Below are 20,711 nucleotides of genomic sequence, written 5' to 3'. Positions count from 1 at the left end.
CAAAAGATTGCAAGGGAAAGCGGTCCAGGATAAGCACTCCCTACCAGCGGTAAACCGCCGAAAGAAAAAATTCCTTGGCCCGGTATTCTGGGCCCGAGGTGAGTTCTGTCGTTGCGGACAAAATGATCTGCGGGGCACACTCCACAAAAAAACCGCCCTTCCAGGTTTGCATGGCATACCCCATCTCATCGTAGACCACGACATACTCAAGGTCGTAGTATCGTGGAACCCCACGGCGAAACTGGTCATCGGAAAGCTGGTGTTTAAAATAAACGCTGAAGCGGTTCTGCCAGTAATTCATCGGAGTCCAGTACGGATGGTCGGAGGCTGCAAACCCATCCGCCAACAGGACTCCATCTCCCCTTCCCTCGATGGTGTCCTTAAAGTCGTAGGTATAGCTGAATTTCAAAAAGGCTGGATCAAAAAACAGCAGGTAGGCGGCCCATAAGTCATACCCCTTCATGGTATTATCATCGGAATACATGGAATAGAGATATCCCCCACCCGCCTGAACACTGCGGACCATATCCAAGACAAAATCCGCCTTATAATCCTGCTGGACAATCTTTCGTTCGAGGCTGGCCAGGGTGTCATGCTTCACATCCCGGCCATAGGAAAGAATCCCGGTCAAGCGATCCCCAAAGCGTCCCTCCGCCGCAAGCTGAACGAGAGCGGTGTCTGGCTGGCCGTTTTCCAAGACCTCCGCCCCTCCCCCGCCACGTAACAGCAGCTGCTCATTGATATTGGCCGCATAGGTGACCAGGGCACGGTTCCCCCGGATCTTGCCATTGGAGCCGGGATCCTGGTAATCGAGCCGGGCAAGATTCACGACAAGGTCATGTTGGAGATGGGGCGAGTATTGCAGGCTGATCTCTTCCCAGCTTTTCTTGATCGCCTTATACCCCTCCCTGCCCTCTTCGCGAAGATACCCATACCCAAGAGCGACACGGGGCCGCCGCTTCAACTCGTTTCTCTCTCTGGCCTCAGCCAGCCCGGGAAAATCGCCGCCGGTGGAGTTTATCTCCTCATAGAGCGCCGCCTCATGCCCCAGCTGACCGAACCGGCTATAAATCCCAGCCAGATCAAACTGCAAGGAGGCGACCGCAGGATATTCCCGCAGCAAGCTCCGGAAATAATTTGCCGCCGCCAGATACTCACGGTGCATCACTGCCTGCCGGGCAGTTTTCTCCAGAGCAAACTGTTTCTGCCAACGGTATTGGGCATAAAACGGAACCGCCACCTGGTTGAGCGCTGTTGCCCCAGAGCCGGAATCGAGCAGAGCGCTCGGTTCCATCAGCGCATCAATCACGGTCTGCCTGTCAATCTCGGGCACGGTCAACTGCGTCCACAAACCGGGCTTTTCGCCTTGCGGCAAAACCACGCCCAGCTCCCGCCCTCGGGCAATGACCCTCTCCGCCACCGAGGGCTGAAGAAAGGTGTCGTACACAGCCACCGCCTTTTCCCAATCATGCTCGGCCCAGAAAATCCGCGCCTTGAGCAGGAGCACGTCCGGGCGCAGCCCTCGCTCGGGGAAACGATCTGCCTCCGCCCTGGCCTCGACAAAACGGCCATGGCTGAAGAGCAGTTGCGCAAGACGCACGGCAGCAAACTCCTGTTCCGGGAAATCCAGGACAATCCCCCGCCACAGCGCAATGGCCACACCGATCTCGCCATTGACCTCCCGGCCTGAAGCCACCAGAGAACGGATGGCAACAGAATCGGGATACTCCCGACTGGCCAACTCCCCCCTCGCGCAGAGCTCCGCAACCAGACCTTCCTCTTGCAAGCCCTTCAGCAGATCAAGGACAAGCCCTTGATCCTGGGCAAACTCCCCCTGCATTCGCTGAAAAAGCACCTGCTCCTCCCGACTCTTTCCCTGGGCACGATAAACACGCAGCAAAAGCAGATCAGCCTCCGGCTTGCCGCGCTGACCCGACAAGGTCACGGCCAGCTGCTCGGCCTCAGCATACCGGCCTTCGGCAAACAGCAGCCGGACACGCAGCAGATCAATATCGCGGCGCAGCAGCACCAAGGACGACAACCCGCCGCTTCCAGCCTTGCTCGGCAACTCGCTGGTCAGTTGGCCGAGAAGTTTGAGCGCGCTCCCGGTTTCGCCCTCAGCCGCCACCAGCCGTGCCCGCAACAGTCGGTTATCAATCGATTCTTTCGCCTCCTGCCGCTTGCCGGCAGCATCCAACTGCCCAAGCCAGGCCCAGGCGGCAGCAAACCGCTTTTCCTGGAGGGCCAAGGCGAACAAGCGGCCAAGAATCACCTCATCCTGAGGAAAGCGGAGATAGGCCTGCCGTAAGGCCTGCTCAGCCTCATAGAGCAAGCCGCTTTGCCGATAAGCCTCTGCCAGGCCGAGCAGAGCAGCCCTGACCAGCTCCCCGTCCCCCTGATACTTGCCAAGAATTGCGGAATAATATTCTCTGGCCGCTGCATAGGAAGCTGTCTGTACCAGAGCTTGAGCAACGAGCAGCTGCGTCTGCGGAGAGGCATACAGCTCCGGAAATTTTTCCTGCAGCCGCACAAGGTGGCTCTGGGTTTTTCTCAGCAGACCAAGCTCCCCAGCCAGCTGGACGCAGCGCAACCGGAACATCCCTGTTGCATCGGCCCCAGCCAGCAGCTGCTCATACAGGACCAGCGCTTGGGCTAAACGGCCGAGCCGTTCACAGACCAACGCCTGCCCGGCCAAAACCTCCGGCGTCCTAACACCGAGTGCGTCAAGACGGGAAAACATCTCCAGACTTTTTGACAGTTCTCCCCGGTCAAGGTACATGCTGGCCAGTTTCTTGAGGACCGTTGTGTTTGCCGGCTCCATTTTGAACAGAACCTCCAGCACTTCCAGGAGTTTCTCCCGCCGGGCCAGATGAGTCCACATGGAGTTGGCCTCGTCCTCATTGCCGCTCGCCATGAGTGCTTTGGCCCGCTTGGCCAGGATCTTCGGGTCATCGGGGGTAACCGCCAGAATCTGGTCATACAGGGCAACAGCCTCCCGAAACTCTCCGGCGGTCTCATACAGCCCTGCCCCACGCTCCAGATTCTCAAGGTCTGGCGCAGGCTCAAGACTGAGACCGCGCCCCAGGACCATTTTTTCTGGTTTATTCCCCAAACCGGCGTGGATGTCGATCACCTGCCGCAGCACCTCTTTGTCCTCGGGCTTCAGGGAAATATACCGCTCAAAATAGGCCAGCGCCTCGGGAAGGCGGGAAAGGGCGGCATATATTTGACCAAGACGCTTGAGAAGCCTCGGCGAAGCAGGCTCCTTCTCAAGAAGAGGCAGCAGATAGGCCAAGGCATCTTCGCCCTTGCCCCCCTTGAGATAATAGGCGGTCAACCTCTCTTTTGCCTCCGGGGTCTGGGAGATCCGCGCCAGACGCTGCCAATACTCAACCGCCTGGTTCTCAAGCCCGGACTTATCATACGATTGCGCCGTCTTGAGCAAGATCCCCGGGTCGGACTGATTGTTCCCAGCCAGAACGGTGAAATGCTTCCTGGCCTTATCATAGGCACCCATATCGTAATACAGGTTGGCCAACTCTTCCCGCAAACCCACCCGTGCCGGCTCCCGCCGGAGGAGGGCTTCCAACATCGTAGCCGCCTCGCTCTTTTTCTGCTGGACCAGCAGGGCAGAAGCCGCACCACGCAAGGCCCGAAGATTGGCCGGCTCCCGCTGGAGCACCTTTTTGTATAGCTCCCCAGCCCGGGCGGCATTCCCCTGCCCCTTGCTCGCCTCTGCCAGGGCGAGCAGATACTGAAGGTTGCCGGGGGCAACCTCAATCAATGACTCAAGATGGGAAAGGGCACCCTCTTCCCGCTTCAACTGCAGGAGAATGGTGACCAACTCCCAGCGGGCAGCCTCAAGCCCCTCCCGCATGCCAAGTAATGCCTCATACACAGGCACTGCCTCCGCAAGCCTGCCGTTGCGTGCCAACTCACGGCCCTGATCCCACAAAGACTTCCAGGCGACATCCTTATCTTCCTTGAGCTGAATGGTCCGGGCAGGAACAATCTCCTTTCCTTGTGGGGCAGCAAGCTCTGCCGCAGAGCCCGAGGCAGGCAGGAGGATTTGCCCGAAGAGGCACAGAAAAGACACCCCCACGATGGCGAAGGCGCGCGCGCGGCAGGCAACCAGGAAAGGCAGGAAGGAGGGCGGGTAGATAGGCAATCTGATACGCATCAGCAGGAGGTGTCCTTTTGGCAATTATGAAAAGGACCGGCTTAAAAAGCGGGAAAAATGAAAACCTGATCTACCGGGTATAAAATTCGGCAATCTTTTCCACAACAAAACATTGCATCTCGTACGTGAGTTCAGGAAAAATCGGCAAGGCCAAGGTCTCGAGCGCAGCCCGCTCCGCTTCGGGGAAGGAGATCTCTTCGTAGCCCAGACCAGCAAGACATCCCTGCCGGTGGAGGGGAATGGGATAATAGATCTCCGCCCCGACGTCGTGACTCTGCAGATGGCGGAGCAACCCGTCACGGTCCTTGACCCTGATGACGAATTGATTATAGATATGGTAATCGCACTCTTCCCCTACCGTCAACCCCTCTGCCTGATACACCGCTTCGGGCAAAGAAACCGCACCGTTTGCAAGCAAGTCGGTCTGGGCAAAAAGCCGACGGTAGGCGGCGGCATTGCGACGGCGGGCTTTATGCCACTCGGGCAGACGGGAGAGTTTTATATCAAGAACCACGGTCTGGATGGGATCGATCCGAAAATTCCCCCCCACCACCCCGTGATGGTACTTGGGCGCTCCGCCATGCACCCGGATGATCCTGAGCCGCTCGGCAAGTTCCGGATCGTTGCAGGTAATCAAGCCGCCGTCACCGATGCCGCCGAGATTCTTACTGGGGAAAAAGGAAAAGCAACCGGCCTCGCCCATGGAACCGGCCCGGTGCCAGGCGGTATGGCCGCCCATTTTCATGGGATACACGGCGCCAATGGCCTGGGCGGCATCCTCCACCACCGGCAGACCGTACTGCTTGGCCAGAGCAAGAATCCGATCCATGTCCGCGCATTGGCCATAGAGATGCACCGGGATAATCGCCTTGATCCGCTTGTCACCCAGGGCATCCTGAGCCAGAACCTCGGCCATCCGCGCCGGGTCGATATTGTAGGTCACCGGATCGATATCAGCGAAAACCGGTCGAGCGCCCAGGCGGAGGATACAGCCCATGGTGGCAAAAAAGGAATAGGGGGTGGTCAAGACCGCATCACCGGGCCCGATACCCAGAGCCATAAGGGCGGCAAGCAGGGCATCGGTGCCGCTGGCAACCCCGATCCCATACCCGGCACCGCAGTAAGCGGCGATATTTTTCTCAAACTGTTCGACCTTGGGGCCGAGGATGTACTGGGTCGAATCAATGACCTCGATCACTGCGGCAAGGATCTCGTCACGCAGGGGAGCCATCTGGCCATGCAAATCTAGGAGGGGAACTCGCATATGTTTTTTTCCAGGGCCTCGCACAGGAAGGCGGGGAAGAATATTATCCAGCGATCAGGAGCGCCAGGGGTTGAGAAATTCGGCAAGAAAATCTTTAATATCAGGGACTTCTTTTTCAAAATATTCCCGCATCTTCTTCAGGAGATTGACCTCGATCTGCCGCACCCGTTCCCGAGAGATACCAAACTGGTCGGCAATGTCCTGCAGGGTAAGAGGCTCGTCACTCAACAGCCGGCTGGCCAGAATGGCCTTTTCCTTGTCGTTTAAGGTCTCCCGCAGTTTCTCAAGAACCGTGCCCATCCATTCCTGCACTTCCTTTTCCGCCACCCGTTCTTCCACGGTGGGCCCGACCATGGGGAGAAAATTCTTCTGCTCCTCATCGGAGCCTTCCCGCACCGGACTTTCCAGGGAGACATCCCAGTTGTCCATGCGCTGACTCATCTCAATGACTTCGCTTTCCTTGACATTGAGGCGCTCTGCCAGCAATTTGACCTCGGGCGCAAAGCCCTGCGATTCTAGCAGTTTTTTTTCTTTATTCAAGCTGAAAAACAATTTGCGCTGGGCCTGGGTGGTGCCGATCTTGACCAGCCGCCAGTTATCCATAATAAACTTCAAGATATAGGCCCGAATCCAGTAGGCGGCATAATAGGAAAACTTCACCTGCCGGTAAGGATCGAACTTTTTCACCGCCTGCACCAACCCGACATTGCCCTCCTGGATCAGATCCAAAAAGTTCTGCATCCAGTATTTCTGGAAATCCATGGCCACCTTGACCACCAACCGGAGATTGGAGGTCACCAGCTTATAGGCCGCTTCCGGGTCACCGGTTTCCTGAAAATGACGGGCCAGCTCATCGGTCTCTTCCCGGGTCATGAGCTTGTACTGGCTGATCTCCTGCAGATACCGATGGAGCCCCGCATTGCCCAGGGCCGGGAGATTCTCGTCATCGGGCAGGGCGACCAGGGGATGCAGCACTTCCTGCTCTTCTGCATCATCATTGCTTATATCAAGGAGTTCCGGGTCTTCTTTCATGAGTGCCATTATTATTAGAACCGCGCCAAAGGTCAATCTCTTTCCACAACGGCAAGACGCTTCTCTCGCATGCCGCGTATCGCATTCAATCACGAAGGGAACGCCAATCCCTTTTTTAAATTGCCTTTCCAAGGCTATCTTTTTATGATAGATACCCTCTTCTGTGGGATCAGTACCTTTTTCCCGCAGATTTCCCTGGTTGTTGAAGTCGCAGAGAAGCGCAGACTTCGAGAAACCTCGATTACAGCAGAAAGCGGAAACGACCGGCAGCGGTTATTGCCTTATACTCTTAATCTTTTGTGTTGCGGACCTGTGACCTGTTCCCCTTTTTCCCGGTCCATCTTCTTTTCTGATACAGTACAACAACTGCCCGACCGAAAAAACAGGACTTCCCCGGATTACCCATGGAAAACATTCGAAATTTCAGCATCATCGCCCATATCGATCACGGAAAATCCACCCTGGCCGACCGCTTTATCCAACTCTGCGGCATGGTTACCGACCGCCAGTTCCACGACCAGCTCCTCGACAGCATGGATATCGAGCGGGAGCGCGGCATCACCATCAAAAGCCAGGCGATCTGCCTTCCTTACCGGGCCAAGAACGGCAAGGACTACATCCTCAACCTCGTTGACACCCCGGGCCACGTCGATTTCAGCTACGAGGTCTCCCGGGCCCTCGCCTCCTGCGAAGGAGCGCTGCTCCTTGTTGACGCGGCCCAGGGCATTGAAGCCCAGACCCTGGCCAATCTCTACCTGGCCATGGAACATAACCTGGAAATAATCCCGGTCATCAACAAGATCGATCTCCCCTCTGCAAACCCGGAGGGAGTTGCCCTGCAGATCGAGGAAGACCTCGGCTTGGACGCCGACCACATCCAGCTCTGTTCCGCCAAAACCGGGTTGGGCGTGGAGAGCGTGCTGGAGGCGGTGGTCAATCTCCTGCCTCCGCCCAAGGGCGACCCGGAAAAACCTCTGGAGGCCCTGATCTTTGACGCATTCTACGATCCGTTCCGGGGGACCATCATTTCCTGCCGCCTCTTTGAAGGGAAGGTCAAGGCCGGGGACACCATCCTCTTCATGTCCAACAAGGCCGCCTACCGGGTCGAAGAGGTGGGCTTTTTCCGCCTGACCCGCGAACCCCAAAATGAATTGAGCGCAGGCCAGGTCGGCTACATCATCGCCGGGATCAAGAACATCACCGACACCAGGCCCGGCGACACCCTCACCCTGAAGGACCGTCCCTGCGCCAAAGCCTTACCGGGGTTTCAGGAAGTCAAGCAGGTGGTGTTTTCCTCCATCTATCCGGTCTCCACCGACGACTACGAAACCCTGGCCACAGCCCTGGAAAAGCTCACCCTCAATGACGCCTCCCTTTCCTTCCAAAAAGACGCATCCACCGCGCTGGGCTTCGGCTTTCGCTGCGGATTTTTGGGGTTGCTTCACCTGGAGGTGGTCCAGGAACGGTTGGAACGGGAGTTCGACCTTTCACTCATCCTCACCGTACCTTCGGTGAACTACCACCTCTTCCTCAAGGACGGGACGATGAAAGAGGTGGACAATCCGGCCCATTACCCGGACCCGACCACCATCGACCGCGTCGAGGAGCCATATATCAAGGCCACCATCCTCATCCCGGAACGCTACATGGGGGTGGTGATGACCCTCTGCATGGAGCGGCGCGGCGAAAACACCCATTACCATTACCCCATGCCCGGCCGTATCGAGTTCACCTGCGAACTGCCCTTGGGAGAAATCATCTACGACTTCTACGACCGACTCAAATCCATCACCCAGGGGTATGGTTCCTTTGATTTTGATCTCTTGGATTACCGGGAAAGCGATCTGGTCAAGCTGGACATCCTGGTGAACGGCGAGCGGGTGGACGCCCTCTCCCAATTGGTGCACCGCAACAACGCCAGAGCGCGCGGCCTCCATGCCTGCGAAAAGCTGAAAGAGGAAATTCCGCGCCAGATGTTCAAGATCGCCATCCAGGCGGCGGTGGGGGGCACCATCATCGGCAGGGAAACCATCTCCGCCCTGCGCAAGGACGTACTGGCGAAATGCTACGGCGGCGACATCAGCCGCAAACGGAAACTGCTGGAAAAACAGAAGGCGGGCAAGAAGCGGATGAAAACCGTGGGCAACGTGGAGATCCCGCAAAGCGCTTTCCTGGCGGTGCTCAAGTCAGATCAGTAAGACCCGGACCATCTTGTCTTTGCACTAGAGACCCCGGGAACATCCGCCGGAATTCAGGCGCCCCACCGTCACCTTCTTCTCATGTCCTGCGCCTGGGACATTGGGTGGCAAGCACGCACTCAATCTTGCGCTCCAAGATTTCCTGCACCTCTTCTTCGCTTAAGGCTGCGCTGTTCTCTTTTGAGATAAAGACGATACAGTCCTTGCAGACATTGAGCGCGCTCCGGTAATCGTCCAGTTCCTGGGCAACCTCCCAGCACGGCCTTTCCTCAAGCCCCTGCTTCCAGGCGAGACAGCTCTCCTCGCTCCCGCAAAGGGTAATCTGCCAACAGTGCCATTCATCCTGTATAATCATTGCTTCCATCCTCACACTTCCAAAAAAAAGAGAAGCCCCAAGCCAGAGACCGGCGGCATTGTCATCCTGATCACAACGAGAAAAAAACTACCCGAGAAAAGTGGCGATTGCCGCCATCAATGCTTCCTTTCCTTCCCCAGTTTTCGCAGAAAACAACACCCGCTCCTGCTTGTTCAGTCCGAGGGCGGCATCGAGGTTCGCGGCCTGCTTGGCCTGCTCGTTATTGGAAAGCTTGTCCCGCTTGGTATAGACGATGATAAAAGGGCGGCCCCTCATCCTGAGCCACTCGACCAATTCCCGGTCCTGGGCCTTCAGAAGGTGTCGGAGGTCGATCAGCACCACCACGCAACGCAGGGTTGGGCTGGTGGAAAGGTACTCGGTCACCAGCCCCTGCCACTCGTCCTGGAGTTTTTTGGAGACCTTGGCAAAGCCGTAGCCCGGCAGATCGACCAGATAGAGCTTTTCGTCCACCAGAAAATAATTGAGGCTCTGGGTCTTGCCTGGGCGGGCGCTGACCTTGACCAGCCCCTTGCGATTGACCAACCGGTTGATCAGACTCGATTTACCCACATTGGAGCGTCCGGCAAAGGCGATTTCCGGCAAAGGCTCCTCGGGCAATTGCGCCATTTTGAAGGCGCTTTTCACAAATTCGATCTTCGCGTAATTCACGGCAGAGTCGGTCACATTTTCTCCCTGGCGAAACACAGTCGCCACAACCTTGATTGACAGCCCTGTCCGGATGAAACTTAGGCGCCGTTACGAAACAACTGCTCGATTCGTCGCCCTCTCCGTAAACAACAGCGGAAACAACGCTGCTGCGTTACGGGTCATTATGCCGATCTACGGGACAGACCGGCAGAGCACACAGTGAACGACAGCTCAGATAACCTTGTTCAAGGAATATTCGATGATCCCTTCGGCCCCGTTCTTTAAAAGCTTCGGGATAAGATCCCGCACCTCATGCTCGGAGATGACCGTTTCCACGGAAAACCATTCGGAGTGATACAGGGGCGATACCGTGGGCCCATTCATGCTGGGCAGGATACTGATCACCTGGTCGAGATGCGTCTGGGGCACGTTCATCTTCAGACCAACAATCTTGTCGGCCCGCAGCGCCCCCTGCAACAGCAGGGCGATATTCTCGATCTTCTCCCGTTTCCAGGGATCAGCCCAGGCGGCCTTGGAGGCGATGAACTGGGTGTTGGAGGTCATCAATTCGTGGATGATCCGTAAGCCATGGGCCCGGATGGTGCTTTCCGTCTCGGTGACCTCGACGATGGCGTCGGCCAGGCCGGAAACGACCTTGGCCTCGGTGGCCCCCCAGGAAAAGGAGATCTCGACGTTGATGCCCTTTTGGGCGAAAAATTTCCGGGTATAGCCCACCAGCTCGGTGGCGATCTTCTTGCCTTCCAGATCCTCAAGTCTCTGAATCTTGGAATCCCCCGGCACGGCAAGAACCCAGCGGGTCGGGCGCTTGCTGACCTTGGAATAGATCAGGTCGGCCACCACCACGATGTCGGACTCATTCTCGAGGGTCCAGTCCTTGCCGGTAATCCCCGCGTCCAACACTTCCTTTTCCACATAGCTGGACATTTCCTGGGGGCGACAGATGGAGCACGACAACTCGAGATCATCCACCTCCGGAAAATAATTGCGCGAGGAGAGTTTGATCCGCCAGCCCGACTTCTCAAAAAGTTCGATGGTCGCTTTTTCCAGACTGCCCTTGGGAATACCCAGTTTCAAGATGTTCATTTGTTATAAACCTTCCCGGGATCAAACACCGGCGTATCGTTTACCTCTAGCTCGCTCCCCTGCACCTTCCTAAAAAAACAGCTCCGGTACCCCTTGTGGCAGGCGGCCCCGCCCAACTGTTCCACCAGAAAGACCACGGTATCGGCGTCACAGTCAACCAGGATTTCTTTTACCAACTGCACATGCCCGGAGGATTCGCCCTTGAGCCACAATTTTCCCCGGGAGCGGCTCCAGTAATGGGCCTTGCCGGTTTCCAGGGTCTTTTGCCAGGACTCTTCGTTAATATAGGCAAGCATGAGGACCTCCTTGGTCAGGTGATCCTGGGCAATGGCCGGTAACAGGCCGCCTCCTTTGTCAAATCGCAGCACACTCATAATTCTCCCGCAACGCCAGGCATCGACTCCCTGCCTGCTCCGTCCATGTCCTCCGCCCCTTTCTCCGCACCAGTTTTTTCCCTGGCCAGAAAATGGATCAAGCAGGCGCTTCTGAACTTACAATATTCCCGGGGCCTCCGGCAGACAGCCTTTCGAGAAACAACCTTTTCTTGATATTTTTCGCAGACCAGCTCCATGCCGACACCTGAAAAAAATGCAAAATATGCCGATCTTTCTATCTTGTCAAGTAGTTGCGGCAAGAGCAGGGATCCAGAAACATCTCCCCCCAGAAATTCGGGAAAATTAAAGTAGCATATCCTTGGAAAAAAGACTATTTTTTTAGGTTTCCGATGTTGCTCAACCAGACTCGACTCGAGCCCAGAAAACCTTTTTTCCCCTTTTTCTCATCAATTTAGATAAAGCCACGGACCATGATCACCCCCGTATCCTTTGCCTCCATGCAGCCCAACCTTGACCAACCCCCGGCAGGGATGGCTCATGGCCAGTCTGCCACGCTTGGCCAAGCCGAAGGGGTTATCAACCAGGCCAAAGCGACTCTGGCCGCGCAAAAAAAAGAAACACTCACCCTCTCCGCCGACCCCCGCGTGACCCAGTGGCATGATTTCAATTGCAACAGCTATCTCCAGATCATGGAGGCTCTCGGTCTGCCGAATACCATGGCCGAAGCCAGGGACCAGCATCCTGAAAAAGCAACGAGGATCCTCAAGCATATCGAACAATGCGAAAACGAGCTGGGCTCCCTGAGTATCGATATCCGCCGCAAAACCATCCAGCCCTTCAAGGCTGTCAGCCAGGCGCAAACAATTGTCACAGAATGCGCGAACTATCAAAACACCGTAAAAAACTGGCGCGAGCAGATCACCCTTTTGATCGAAGCGGACAAAACCCTTCGGGCCCACCTTTCGTTGGCCGGCCTGCTCCCCCTGACCAAGGAACTCAACAGTCGAACCGCACCAATGGTCACTGAAGGGTATGATTTTTATCGCATGGTTAAAGACAAAAACGACAAGAGCGATACCCCCTCCCTCCATAGCTATCACCTCCAGGCCATTGATCTGGAGAAAAGAATCCGCCATATCGACCTGAACAGCCTGCCCGGACTCGCACGGACCATCGTCGACCATAATCTTCAGACGGCAATCGCTGCCACCGATCAACTCAAGGAATTCATTGAGTTTTTCCTGAAAAATCTCCCAGGAGAATGTAAGGCGATTGACACACTCCAACAGGAGCTCATCGACCTGCGGGAAAAACCGGCCCGGGCAATTCTTGAAAGGATCGAGCCCATCACCGCCAGCCTGGCCAAAAATCTTATCGGCCTGCGGAATAAGGCACAGAGCCTGAAACAGATTCAATTTCTTCCCATTGTTCTGGAGGAAACGCGCACCCTGCATTACACCATAAAAAACACCATTCTGCCGGAGATGAAACGGAGGATCAGTGAACCAGGCTCCCCGGTAAATCCAAACACGGTTGCCGCCGAGAAAACCGCCGATTTTTTCATGGGCATGAAAGGTTTTGTGCGAGCGATCAAACTGCTGTTCAGCGCCGCCGGCGGCCAGAAAACCGTAAAATCCGAGGATCTGCACCATATACTCATCGATCTCCTCAACACCTGCGACATTTACTATGGCAACACCAAGGCAGACATCAGCAGGCTGCACAACTTCATCGAAGCCAAACTCTCCGACTTTGAACGCCCCTTTCCTTACGAGGGGTTGTTTCTGGCCGCCAAAGAAACCATAAGCACCTACGGCTCCAGAGTCGAAAAAATGCTCTACAGCTTTGAGACCACCGATTTCAGCACCGACGACACGGACGAAAAACCCAGCCAGGCACACAAAACCACGGTAGGCCGCCTTATCGCCAAGCTGGAAGTCCGCACCGCAAACCTCGAAAGCGCCAGAGTGTGACCATGCTCCAATTCCTTGACCAACTGCCTTTTTCGATCCTGATCGTTTTTGCGATCTTCATGTTGCTGGCCCCCTTCCACCCCATGCCGCATGTGGTGGAAAAGATTCTCATGCTAAAAAACGGCCAGCTCCATCGGCCAATTGACATCTTTGACCTCTTGTTTCATCTTGCGCCGCTGCTACTCCTTGGCCTCAAGTGGTGGCTGTCCCAGGGTCGACCTTGACCCCACGCCCCGGCGGTCTTATCTATATGCAATCAGAACACTTCCGTTACAGATAAAGGAGCAATATACCATGCAGCGAGTTTGCGAAAACGATTCCGTCACCATTGTCTACGATGGCCTTCTCTCCACCGGAGAAAAATTTGATTCCTCCCAGGATACCGGCCCCCTGCAGTTCCAGCTCGGAACCGGCAGTGTGCTGCCCGCCTTTGAACAGGCGGTGCTGGGCATGGCTGCCCAGGAAACCAAGAGCATCACCGTTGCGGCCAAGGATGCCTACGGCCTGAAAAATGAAGACCTGATCATGACCGTGCCCCGGCAGGGCTTTGCCGACCAAGCCATCGCCCCGGGGATGATCGTCGGCATGGACATGGAACAGGATGGCCAACAACACAAGATTCCGGCCACGGTACTCTCGGTTGAGGCGGAAACAATGACCGTTGACTTCAATCATCCCCTGGCTGGCCAGGATATCATCTATCAGATCACCCTGCTTTCCATTGACACTGAAGCTCCCGCGAGCACCGGCTGCGGTTGTGCCACGGGCAGTTCGGACAACAAGGGCGGCTGCACCCCGAACCGCGGCTGCGGTTGCGCCTGAACCGGGCCTTTTCCCCATGACCCAAGAAGCAGTTCTCCCGGGCCAACGACCTTCCCGGGCGATCCTGAGTATTGCCGGCTCCGACCCCTCCGGCGGGGCGGGCATCCAGGCGGATCTCAAAACCTTCACCGCCATCGGGGTCTATGGGGGAGCGGTGATCACCTGTCTGACCGCGCAAAACAGTGTCGGCGTTGCCGCCTGTCTGCCTATTGCCCCGGAGTTTGTCAAACAACAGATCCAATTGGTTCTAGCGGATCTGCCCGTCAGCCACATCAAGACCGGCATGCTTGGCACCGATGCAATCGCCGGGGCAATGGCCGAGGCCCTGCACAATTTTTCCGGTGAGATTATCTGCGACCCCGTGTTGCGGGCAAGCGACGGTCACGATCTCTTCCAAAAATCGGCAGACAATACCGGCCTGCTGGCCCTGCTCAACACCGCCACGGTTCTCACCCCCAACCTCCCCGAACTGGCGACTCTTACAGGCCGACACCTCGAAACGGTGCAGGAAGCGCTCGCTGCGGCAACCGGTTTGCTGAGCCAATACCCGAAATTACGAGCCATTGCGCTCACCGGAGGGCATATCCGGGAACAGGACGCTGAAGTGGAGGATTTTCTGATCCTCAGACAGGAAACAGGGCCCGAGATTTTCTCGGTCAATCATGCCCGGATCACCACGGTAAACACCCATGGCACCGGCTGCACCTTTGCCTCAGCCTTTGCCGCTTACCATCTGCTCCTCGGCAATGACCAGGAGGCATTCTGCAAAACGGTCTCTTTCCTGGATACCCTTTTGCGGCAGAGTGCGAACCTTACCCTCGGCCAAGGAAAAGGCCCATTGGCCCACCATCTCTTCCGAGGCAAGAGCTGACTCCATCCTGACATCAAAGGGACCTCTTCCCCCCATCACCCCAGACCGAGCCAACCCAAGAAAGACCCCCCCTAAAGCATAGCCCCCATTGACCTTTCCCTTGAGGCGTTATATCATTTAAAAAGTTGAAGGCTTCCGGGCAGCGAAGAGTACAATGACAGCGAAGAGTACAATGACAAGCGGCTCCGACGGGGTATCTTCCCTGCTGCGGCGCAAGATATGAACCAGAAGAAAAATCCCACAATATAAGGAGAACACCATGCAGAAAAAACAAGGGCTCCAGATGGCAACAGTGGCGGTTATTTTCATGCTGATCACCTCCGGCTGCGCCACCACCACCCCATCGAAAGGCACGAGCGGCGCGGCGATCGGTGCGGCAACCGGCGCCATCGCCGGCCAGGCCATCGGCCACGACACCAAGGGAACCTTGCTCGGTGCGGCAGTGGGCGGCCTGCTGGGTTATATCATCGGCAACGAGATGGACAAATACGACCAGGCGCAACTCAACCAGGTATACGAGACCTCCCCTTCCAATCAGCGCACCCAATGGGTGAACCCGGACACCAACCGGTCCTACTCCGTGACCCCTAAACCTGCTTACACGGCGCCCTCCGGCCAGGTCTGCCGTGAAGCGGAAATCCTCGCCACCGTTGACGGCCGCCCGGAAAAGGTGGTTTCCCTGGCCTGCCGAGACAATAACGGCAGATGGGTCATCCAGAAATAATCATAGTCGGAATATTACAGGCAGACGATATCCGGGGCGATATTCTCACCAGAGAGTATCGCCCCAAAATTTTTCAGGAATGAAGGAAAAGCTTAAGACCATGCGCATTTGGATTGACGCCGATGCCTGCCCCGGCCCAGTTAAGGAGATCCTGTTCCGGGCCGCGGAACGGATGCGGATAGAGAGCATCCTGGTGGCGAACCATTCCCTGAAGATCCCTCGCTCCCCTTTTATCAAGAGTGTGCAGGTCAAAGCAGGCTTCAATGTTGCAGACGCCCGGATCGTCGACAATCTTGAACCGGGCGATTTGGTGATCACCGCAGATATCCCCCTGGCGGCCGAGGTGGTCGCCGCCTTGGCAACTGCCCTGAATCCTCGGGGCACGCTCTATACCCCCGAGACCATTCAAGAACATCTGGCGCGTCGCGATTTCATGGACGAATTGCGCTCAACAGGCACCATCACCGGTGGGCCGTCACCCTTGAGCAAGGTGCATCTGCAAGCGTTTGCCAATCAGCTGGACAGATACCTGACCCGTCACGGAACTACTGCCTAGCATAACGAAAACCGGGGGAGCATATAACCCTGGGGTGTGGCTTGAGGAAAGTCGGTTTGCCCTTAACTGACAGCCTGGAGAGTGAGCAGGCCGACACAGAGATACCGAAGGAGCTTGCCGCTCAAGACCAGGGCGAAAAAAAATCCGAAGCGAACCTTGAGTATTCCGCTCACCAGGCACAGCGGGTCGCCGATGATCGGCAGCCAGGAAAAAAACAGGGACCAGGAGCCATACCGGGCAAAAATCCGTTCAGCCCTGAGTCTTGCCGACTCACTCACCCGCAGTACCCTGCCCAAGAGAAAAGAACCGCCATAGAGGCCGATCCCATGGGTGGCACAAGCCCCCAGAGTATTGCCCGCCGTGGCAACACCAACCGACAAGACGAGAGGGTGCCCGTTGAGCAGTAGGGCAACAAGAAGCCACTCCGAGCCGAGCGGCACAAGAGTGGAAGCGAGAAAACTCAAGAGAAACAGGGCCAGATAGCCCTGATGGTTGAAAAAAATATCCATAAAGAAAAAAGAGGCCGGCAAAAGTTATGGCGCTATTCGGCCCCGTCAGCCTATTTTTTTGCGGCCAAATTAACTTGGCGCACAACAGCTCCCCTATTGTTTCAGGGAAAACTCTTTTATAAAACGAGCCAGGGTAACAACCTGCTCCGGGACAAGCTCACCAAAGGCCATTCCCCGGCGCCTGACTTCACCCGCGCCTTCTCCTTCTTCTGCATCCATGACAATATCAGAGACATTGGTGAGGGGGAGATTTTCAAAAAAGAGCTTCTCCCCGCCAAAGATGATCCCGAACTCCGCAGGCTCCGTGGTCATGTCATCATACGCCGTGTAGCGGAACGACAACCCGCCGAAGCTCATTTCAATAATTTCGCCGTATACGGAATCAAGAGCAATCACCCCGCCCTTGACCGGAAACCTCCGGCACCGCCTGCTTTCCCGATTTTCAGCCATCCTCGTCCCCCCTATTTTTTTCAGGACACCCCCTGTCCTGTACAGCGCGCAGACAACAATCACATCATCCGGATCCTCCCGCAATCCGGGCAGACCCAGGTCGGACCATTGCTGATGGTCCACATATTTTCCTTGAAGCAATCATCACAGATCTGAAAGCCGCAGGGGCAGTTCCAGCAGAAGGGCAATTTCCGCCGACAGCAATGGCACTGAAACTCCTTTGGATTCCGGCGGCGACCCGCTTTTTTCGGTTTTGCCCCATCCATGTTCACGCGTGCTCCCGGACCTCGGCAGCCACCCAGGCCAAATAATCCTTGCTCCCGGCAATTATCGGCATGGCAATAATCTCCGGGATCTCGTAGGGATGGATCTCCTTGATCGCCGCTTCAATATCAGAATAAAGCGCGCCGCGGCTTTTGGCAAGGCAGAGATATTCAGCGGCCGTTTCGATCTTCCCCTGCCACCAATAATGACTGGTCATGGGACCCACCACCTGAACACAGGCGGCCAGCCGCTTCTCGAGCAGCAGCGTGGCAATGGCCCCGGCTTCCTCCGCGGAACCGACCGTGGTGGCGACCTGGATGTATTCGTTCATTGCACGCTCCTTACCATACAGACAGCCCGTTCTCTCTTCTTGTTCCCCGTCCGAAATCGGTCACCCATCGTAGCCAGACAAAGTTTTTTCTCGAGGCGACCAAGGGCATGGACAGTCAGCCCCGATCTCTGGTACATTCAGAACATTCGTTACTGCATTCCTTACCACAACCAGGGAGTCGTCCATGCTGCTGGCGGTTGATATTGGCAATACCCACATGGTGATCGGCGTTTTCTCCGGCCCGTCGCTTCGCTGCCACTGGCGGGTAAAAACCGACAAAGGCAGTACGGTGGATGAACTGGCCGCCATTTTCCATACCCTTTTTACCATGGAAGGGCTCCAATTCAACGATATTTCCGATACGATCATTTCCAGCGTGGTCCCTTCGATGCAGGCCGCCTGGGCGGCCTTTGCCACCCGATACCTGCACACTGCTCCGCTGGTGGTCGGCGGCGATACGGTGCTGACCACCATGCAGGTCCTCATCGACAACCCCGCGGAAATCGGAGCCGACCGACTGGTCAATGCCGTGGCGGCCTACGACCGGTTTAAGTGTCCCCTCATTGTCGTTGATTTTGGCACGGCCATCACCTGGGACTGCGTTTCCGGAGCAGGAGAATATCTGGGCGGCGCCATCGCCCCCGGCTTGTCCATTGCCATGGAGGCCTTGGGCAGCCGCACGGCCAAACTGCCCCAGGTTGACATCTCCACCGCGCCTGATGCCCCCATCGGCACCAATACCGTGGCGGCAATCAAGTCGGGCATCCTCTTCGGCTATGGCGGCATGGTGGACGGCCTGATCCGACGATTGCGGGAGCAAATGGCCCCGGAACTGCCCCAGACCGTGGCAACCGGCGGCATGGCCGCCCTCATCGCCCCGTACACCACCAGCCTCGATCATGTTGATCCCATGCTCACCCTCAACGGCCTGCGACTGCTCCATGAACGCAACACTTAAGCCCATCCTCGCCGCCCCCCTGAAAAAAGGGGATACCATCGGGATTATCGCCCCGGCCGGACCGGTGCGCAACGAAACCGATTTCAGCGGTGGCTTGAAGCTTCTCACCGATCTTGGCTTTAAAACCAGATACCGGAGCGACATCCTCCGGCACCACGATTACCTGGCCGGCACCGACCAGGAACGGTTGAGCGAGTTCCACGAACTCTGGCGCGACCCGGAGGTCCAGGCCATCCTGGCGGTGCGCGGCGGCTATGGCTGCCTGCGGCTCTTGCCGGACCTGGACTTCGACCTTATCCGTCAGCAGCCGAAAATGTTCATCGGTTTTTCCGACCTTACCGTCTTGCTCTCCGAAATCCAGCAGAAAACCGGACTCATCACCTTCCACGGCCCCATGCTCACCACCTTAGCCCGGAGCGACCGCGATTCGCAGGAGGGGTTTTTCGACCTGCTCACCGGCAGACCGAGGACGGAGATTAAAACAACGGGGCTGGAAATCCTTAAAGGGGGCCAGGCAACGGGGAGACTTTTAGCCGGCAACCTGACCAGTCTGGTCCACCTGCTGGGCACCCCCTTTGAGCCGGAGTGGCGGGATACTATTTTGGTCCTGGAGGACATCGGCGAAGCGCCCTACCGCATCGACCGGCTGCTCACCCATCTCTGGGCCGCCGGCAAACTGGAACAGATCGCCGGGCTTGTCCTGGGAGATTTTGACCAATGCGGCGACCGGGAAGCCATCTGGCAGCGGGCCCTTGACCTGCTGGCCCATCGAGCCATCCCGATCTGGGGCAATTTCCCCTGCGGCCACGGCAGCAGAAACCTGATCCTGCCCCTGGGCGCCCAGGCACAACTCGACTCTTCCAGCGGCCGGCTCACCATCCTCGATCAGCTGGTGCGCTAACCGATTACGCAGGGAACCCCTACTCGCCCTGGCACCCCGGTCCCCCGCCTTTCGCATCCGCAAAGGCAAGGATCGCCTCATATTCCGCGGCAACCAGCTCTCTGCCGCTGTCGGCAACCTTCTGCCAATATTCGGCAACCTCCCGATACTCTTGGGCTAACTCCGCGATCTTGGCCTGCTCGCTGGCGTCAATCGCCTTATACTCCTTCAGTTTTTCCATGTAATAGACAAAGGCAAACCCGGCGGCAACAAAAAGGACAAAGGCCGTCTCCGTAAAAATGGGCGCCTGCGCCCAATCGCAGATGACACCAAGCCCCCCCAGGATCCCGGCAAAGAGCAGGATCCCGACCAACACCTTTATCTTCCCGTGGTATTCCCGGCGACTTTTGCCAACATCATCCAACACCACGGCAGGCCTGATCTTCAACTGCCTCGCTTCTTTTCTTGGCGCAGCGTGCGCTCCCGCCTCAGCCTCCAGCAATTCCGCGACTTTGCCCTGCAACCGTTCCGCCAGCTCCTGCTTCTGCTTGACCGTATATTCACTGGTGGCAATGGGTGCGCCTACCCGGATCTCCACCCTGCCTGGCCTGGCCAGCAACCGCCCCTTGGGCAGAACCTGATGGGTGCCGAGAATGGCCACCGGCACCAACGGCACCCCAGACTTGATGGCCAGGACCATGGCCCCGGGCTTAAACTCCCCCAGCCTGCCATCGGGACTTCTCGTCCCCTCGGGGAAGATAATGACCGAAGTCCCGTCGGCAATGCGGCGGGCCGCCTCGTCCAGACTCTTGAGCGCCTTGCGGCCATGGGCCCGGTCCACCGGAATATAGCCGGCCAGCTGCATGGCCTTGCCGAAGATGGGTATCTGGAAAAGCTCCAGCTTGGCCAGCCAACGGAAATCGCAGCCCAGATAGCCCTGAAGCGCCAAGATGTCGAACTGACTCTGGTGATTGGCGGCAAAGATATACGGTCTTCCCTGTTCAAGGAGAGCCGCGCCGTGCATGCTGACGGAAACGCCGCCAAGCCGGGCGACAATCCTCCCCAAAGCCCGGGGGAGAAACTGCACATCGGCCGCCGACCGCCGGAAGATGAGAATCATGACAATGGCCACGATGCTGACCATCCCGGTGAGTATGGGGGCGAACACCAGAACCAGAACCCCTCGTAAAAAAGTAAGCACGTTGAACTCTCCGTTGTCTTTATGGTATCGTGTCGAGAAAATTGCCTGCCGTTTTT

The 20,711-nt window shown here is 56.9% G+C and carries 20 protein-coding genes; 9 read left to right on the top strand and 11 right to left on the bottom strand.

Annotation, left to right across the window (positions count from 1 at the left end; all coding sequences use genetic code 11):
• Positions 1 to 40 precede the first annotated feature (40 nt).
• The 3 genes from OLX77_RS08115 to OLX77_RS08105 form a co-directional block, all read right to left on the bottom strand.
• Positions 41 to 4,180, bottom strand: coding sequence for a tetratricopeptide repeat protein (locus OLX77_RS08115; protein WP_307633090.1), 4,140 nt, complete (start codon positions 4,178 to 4,180; stop codon positions 41 to 43).
• 70 nt (positions 4,181 to 4,250) lie between these two features.
• Positions 4,251 to 5,444: a DegT/DnrJ/EryC1/StrS family aminotransferase gene (locus tag OLX77_RS08110; RefSeq protein ID WP_307633089.1), complete on the bottom strand. Its 1,194-nt coding sequence runs from the start codon at positions 5,442 to 5,444 to the stop codon at positions 4,251 to 4,253.
• Between the two features lie 54 nt (positions 5,445 to 5,498).
• Complete coding sequence (locus OLX77_RS08105; RefSeq protein WP_371877503.1) at positions 5,499 to 6,476, bottom strand: sigma-70 family RNA polymerase sigma factor; 978 nt, start codon at positions 6,474 to 6,476, stop codon at positions 5,499 to 5,501.
• A 404-nt stretch (positions 6,477 to 6,880) separates the two neighbouring features.
• Between OLX77_RS08105 and lepA the strand changes: the two genes are divergently transcribed.
• On the top strand, positions 6,881 to 8,674 hold the full coding sequence (gene lepA, locus OLX77_RS08100) for a translation elongation factor 4 (RefSeq protein WP_307633087.1): 1,794 nt from the start codon (positions 6,881 to 6,883) through the stop codon (positions 8,672 to 8,674).
• A 79-nt stretch (positions 8,675 to 8,753) separates the two neighbouring features.
• Here the strand turns inward: lepA and OLX77_RS08095 are convergent, their stop codons facing one another.
• The 4 genes from OLX77_RS08095 to hisI all read right to left on the bottom strand — a co-directional run bounded on the left by OLX77_RS08095 (position 8,754) and on the right by hisI (position 11,155).
• Complete coding sequence (locus OLX77_RS08095; protein WP_307633086.1) at positions 8,754 to 9,029, bottom strand: hypothetical protein; 276 nt, start codon at positions 9,027 to 9,029, stop codon at positions 8,754 to 8,756.
• Between the two features lie 87 nt (positions 9,030 to 9,116).
• Positions 9,117 to 9,698, bottom strand: coding sequence for a ribosome biogenesis GTP-binding protein YihA/YsxC (gene yihA, locus OLX77_RS08090; RefSeq protein WP_371877502.1), 582 nt, complete (start codon positions 9,696 to 9,698; stop codon positions 9,117 to 9,119).
• A gap of 210 nt (positions 9,699 to 9,908) precedes the next feature.
• Positions 9,909 to 10,781 (bottom strand): ATP phosphoribosyltransferase, encoded by an 873-nt coding sequence (gene hisG, locus OLX77_RS08085; protein ID WP_307633084.1) that lies wholly within the window; start codon positions 10,779 to 10,781, stop codon positions 9,909 to 9,911.
• Positions 10,778 to 11,155 carry a phosphoribosyl-AMP cyclohydrolase gene (gene hisI, locus OLX77_RS08080; RefSeq protein ID WP_307633083.1) on the bottom strand — a complete coding sequence of 126 codons (378 nt, stop codon included), beginning with the start codon at positions 11,153 to 11,155 and terminating at the stop codon, positions 10,778 to 10,780. The genes hisG and hisI overlap by 4 nt, the downstream gene beginning before the upstream one ends.
• 431 nt (positions 11,156 to 11,586) lie before the next feature.
• On the opposite strand from hisI, the gene OLX77_RS08075 reads away from it, so the two are divergent.
• From OLX77_RS08075 to OLX77_RS08050, 6 genes are all read left to right on the top strand, one after another.
• Positions 11,587 to 13,089: a hypothetical protein gene (locus OLX77_RS08075; RefSeq protein WP_307633082.1), complete on the top strand. Its 1,503-nt coding sequence runs from the start codon at positions 11,587 to 11,589 to the stop codon at positions 13,087 to 13,089.
• Between the two features lie 2 nt (positions 13,090 to 13,091).
• Positions 13,092 to 13,313, top strand: a complete 222-nt coding sequence (locus OLX77_RS08070) for an RND transporter (protein ID WP_307633081.1) — start codon at positions 13,092 to 13,094, stop codon at positions 13,311 to 13,313.
• Between the two features lie 70 nt (positions 13,314 to 13,383).
• On the top strand, positions 13,384 to 13,911 hold the full coding sequence (locus OLX77_RS08065) for an FKBP-type peptidyl-prolyl cis-trans isomerase (RefSeq protein WP_307633080.1): 528 nt from the start codon (positions 13,384 to 13,386) through the stop codon (positions 13,909 to 13,911).
• Between the two features lie 16 nt (positions 13,912 to 13,927).
• On the top strand, positions 13,928 to 14,782 hold the full coding sequence (gene thiD / locus OLX77_RS08060; RefSeq protein ID WP_307633079.1) for a bifunctional hydroxymethylpyrimidine kinase/phosphomethylpyrimidine kinase: 855 nt from the start codon (positions 13,928 to 13,930) through the stop codon (positions 14,780 to 14,782).
• A gap of 259 nt (positions 14,783 to 15,041) precedes the next feature.
• Positions 15,042 to 15,506 carry an RT0821/Lpp0805 family surface protein gene (locus OLX77_RS08055; RefSeq protein WP_307633078.1) on the top strand — a complete coding sequence of 155 codons (465 nt, stop codon included), beginning with the start codon at positions 15,042 to 15,044 and terminating at the stop codon, positions 15,504 to 15,506.
• A 100-nt stretch (positions 15,507 to 15,606) separates the two neighbouring features.
• Positions 15,607 to 16,062: a YaiI/YqxD family protein gene (locus tag OLX77_RS08050; protein WP_307633077.1), complete on the top strand. Its 456-nt coding sequence runs from the start codon at positions 15,607 to 15,609 to the stop codon at positions 16,060 to 16,062.
• Positions 16,063 to 16,124: 62 nt separating this feature from the next.
• Here the strand turns inward: OLX77_RS08050 and OLX77_RS08045 are convergent, their stop codons facing one another.
• The 3 genes from OLX77_RS08045 to cutA form a co-directional block, all read right to left on the bottom strand.
• Positions 16,125 to 16,571 (bottom strand): YqaA family protein, encoded by a 447-nt coding sequence (locus OLX77_RS08045; RefSeq protein WP_307633076.1) that lies wholly within the window; start codon positions 16,569 to 16,571, stop codon positions 16,125 to 16,127.
• A 93-nt stretch (positions 16,572 to 16,664) separates the two neighbouring features.
• Positions 16,665 to 17,144 (bottom strand): hypothetical protein, encoded by a 480-nt coding sequence (locus OLX77_RS08040; protein WP_307633075.1) that lies wholly within the window; start codon positions 17,142 to 17,144, stop codon positions 16,665 to 16,667.
• Positions 17,145 to 17,289: 145 nt separating this feature from the next.
• Positions 17,290 to 17,616, bottom strand: a complete 327-nt coding sequence (gene cutA, locus OLX77_RS08035) for a divalent-cation tolerance protein CutA (RefSeq protein ID WP_307633074.1) — start codon at positions 17,614 to 17,616, stop codon at positions 17,290 to 17,292.
• Between the two features lie 184 nt (positions 17,617 to 17,800).
• Between cutA and OLX77_RS08030 the strand changes: the two genes are divergently transcribed.
• Together OLX77_RS08030 and OLX77_RS08025 are read left to right on the top strand one after the other, a co-directional pair.
• Positions 17,801 to 18,574, top strand: coding sequence for a type III pantothenate kinase (locus OLX77_RS08030; protein WP_307633073.1), 774 nt, complete (start codon positions 17,801 to 17,803; stop codon positions 18,572 to 18,574).
• Positions 18,558 to 19,475 (top strand): S66 peptidase family protein, encoded by a 918-nt coding sequence (locus OLX77_RS08025; protein WP_307633072.1) that lies wholly within the window; start codon positions 18,558 to 18,560, stop codon positions 19,473 to 19,475. The genes OLX77_RS08030 and OLX77_RS08025 overlap by 17 nt, the downstream gene beginning before the upstream one ends.
• Before the next feature lie 19 nt (positions 19,476 to 19,494).
• Here OLX77_RS08025 and OLX77_RS08020 read toward each other — a convergent pair whose 3' ends face one another.
• Entirely contained in the window at positions 19,495 to 20,655 is a 1,161-nt protein-coding gene (locus OLX77_RS08020; protein ID WP_307633071.1) for a lysophospholipid acyltransferase family protein, read from the bottom strand.
• Positions 20,656 to 20,711: the final 56 nt, after the last annotated feature.

It is taken from the genome of Thiovibrio frasassiensis (assembly GCF_029607905.1).
Taxonomy (GTDB): Bacteria; Desulfobacterota; Desulfobulbia; order Desulfobulbales; family Desulfurivibrionaceae; genus Thiovibrio; species Thiovibrio frasassiensis.
Note: the sequence above shows the minus strand (reverse complement) of the source record. Positions and strands in the feature narration are given on the sequence as shown.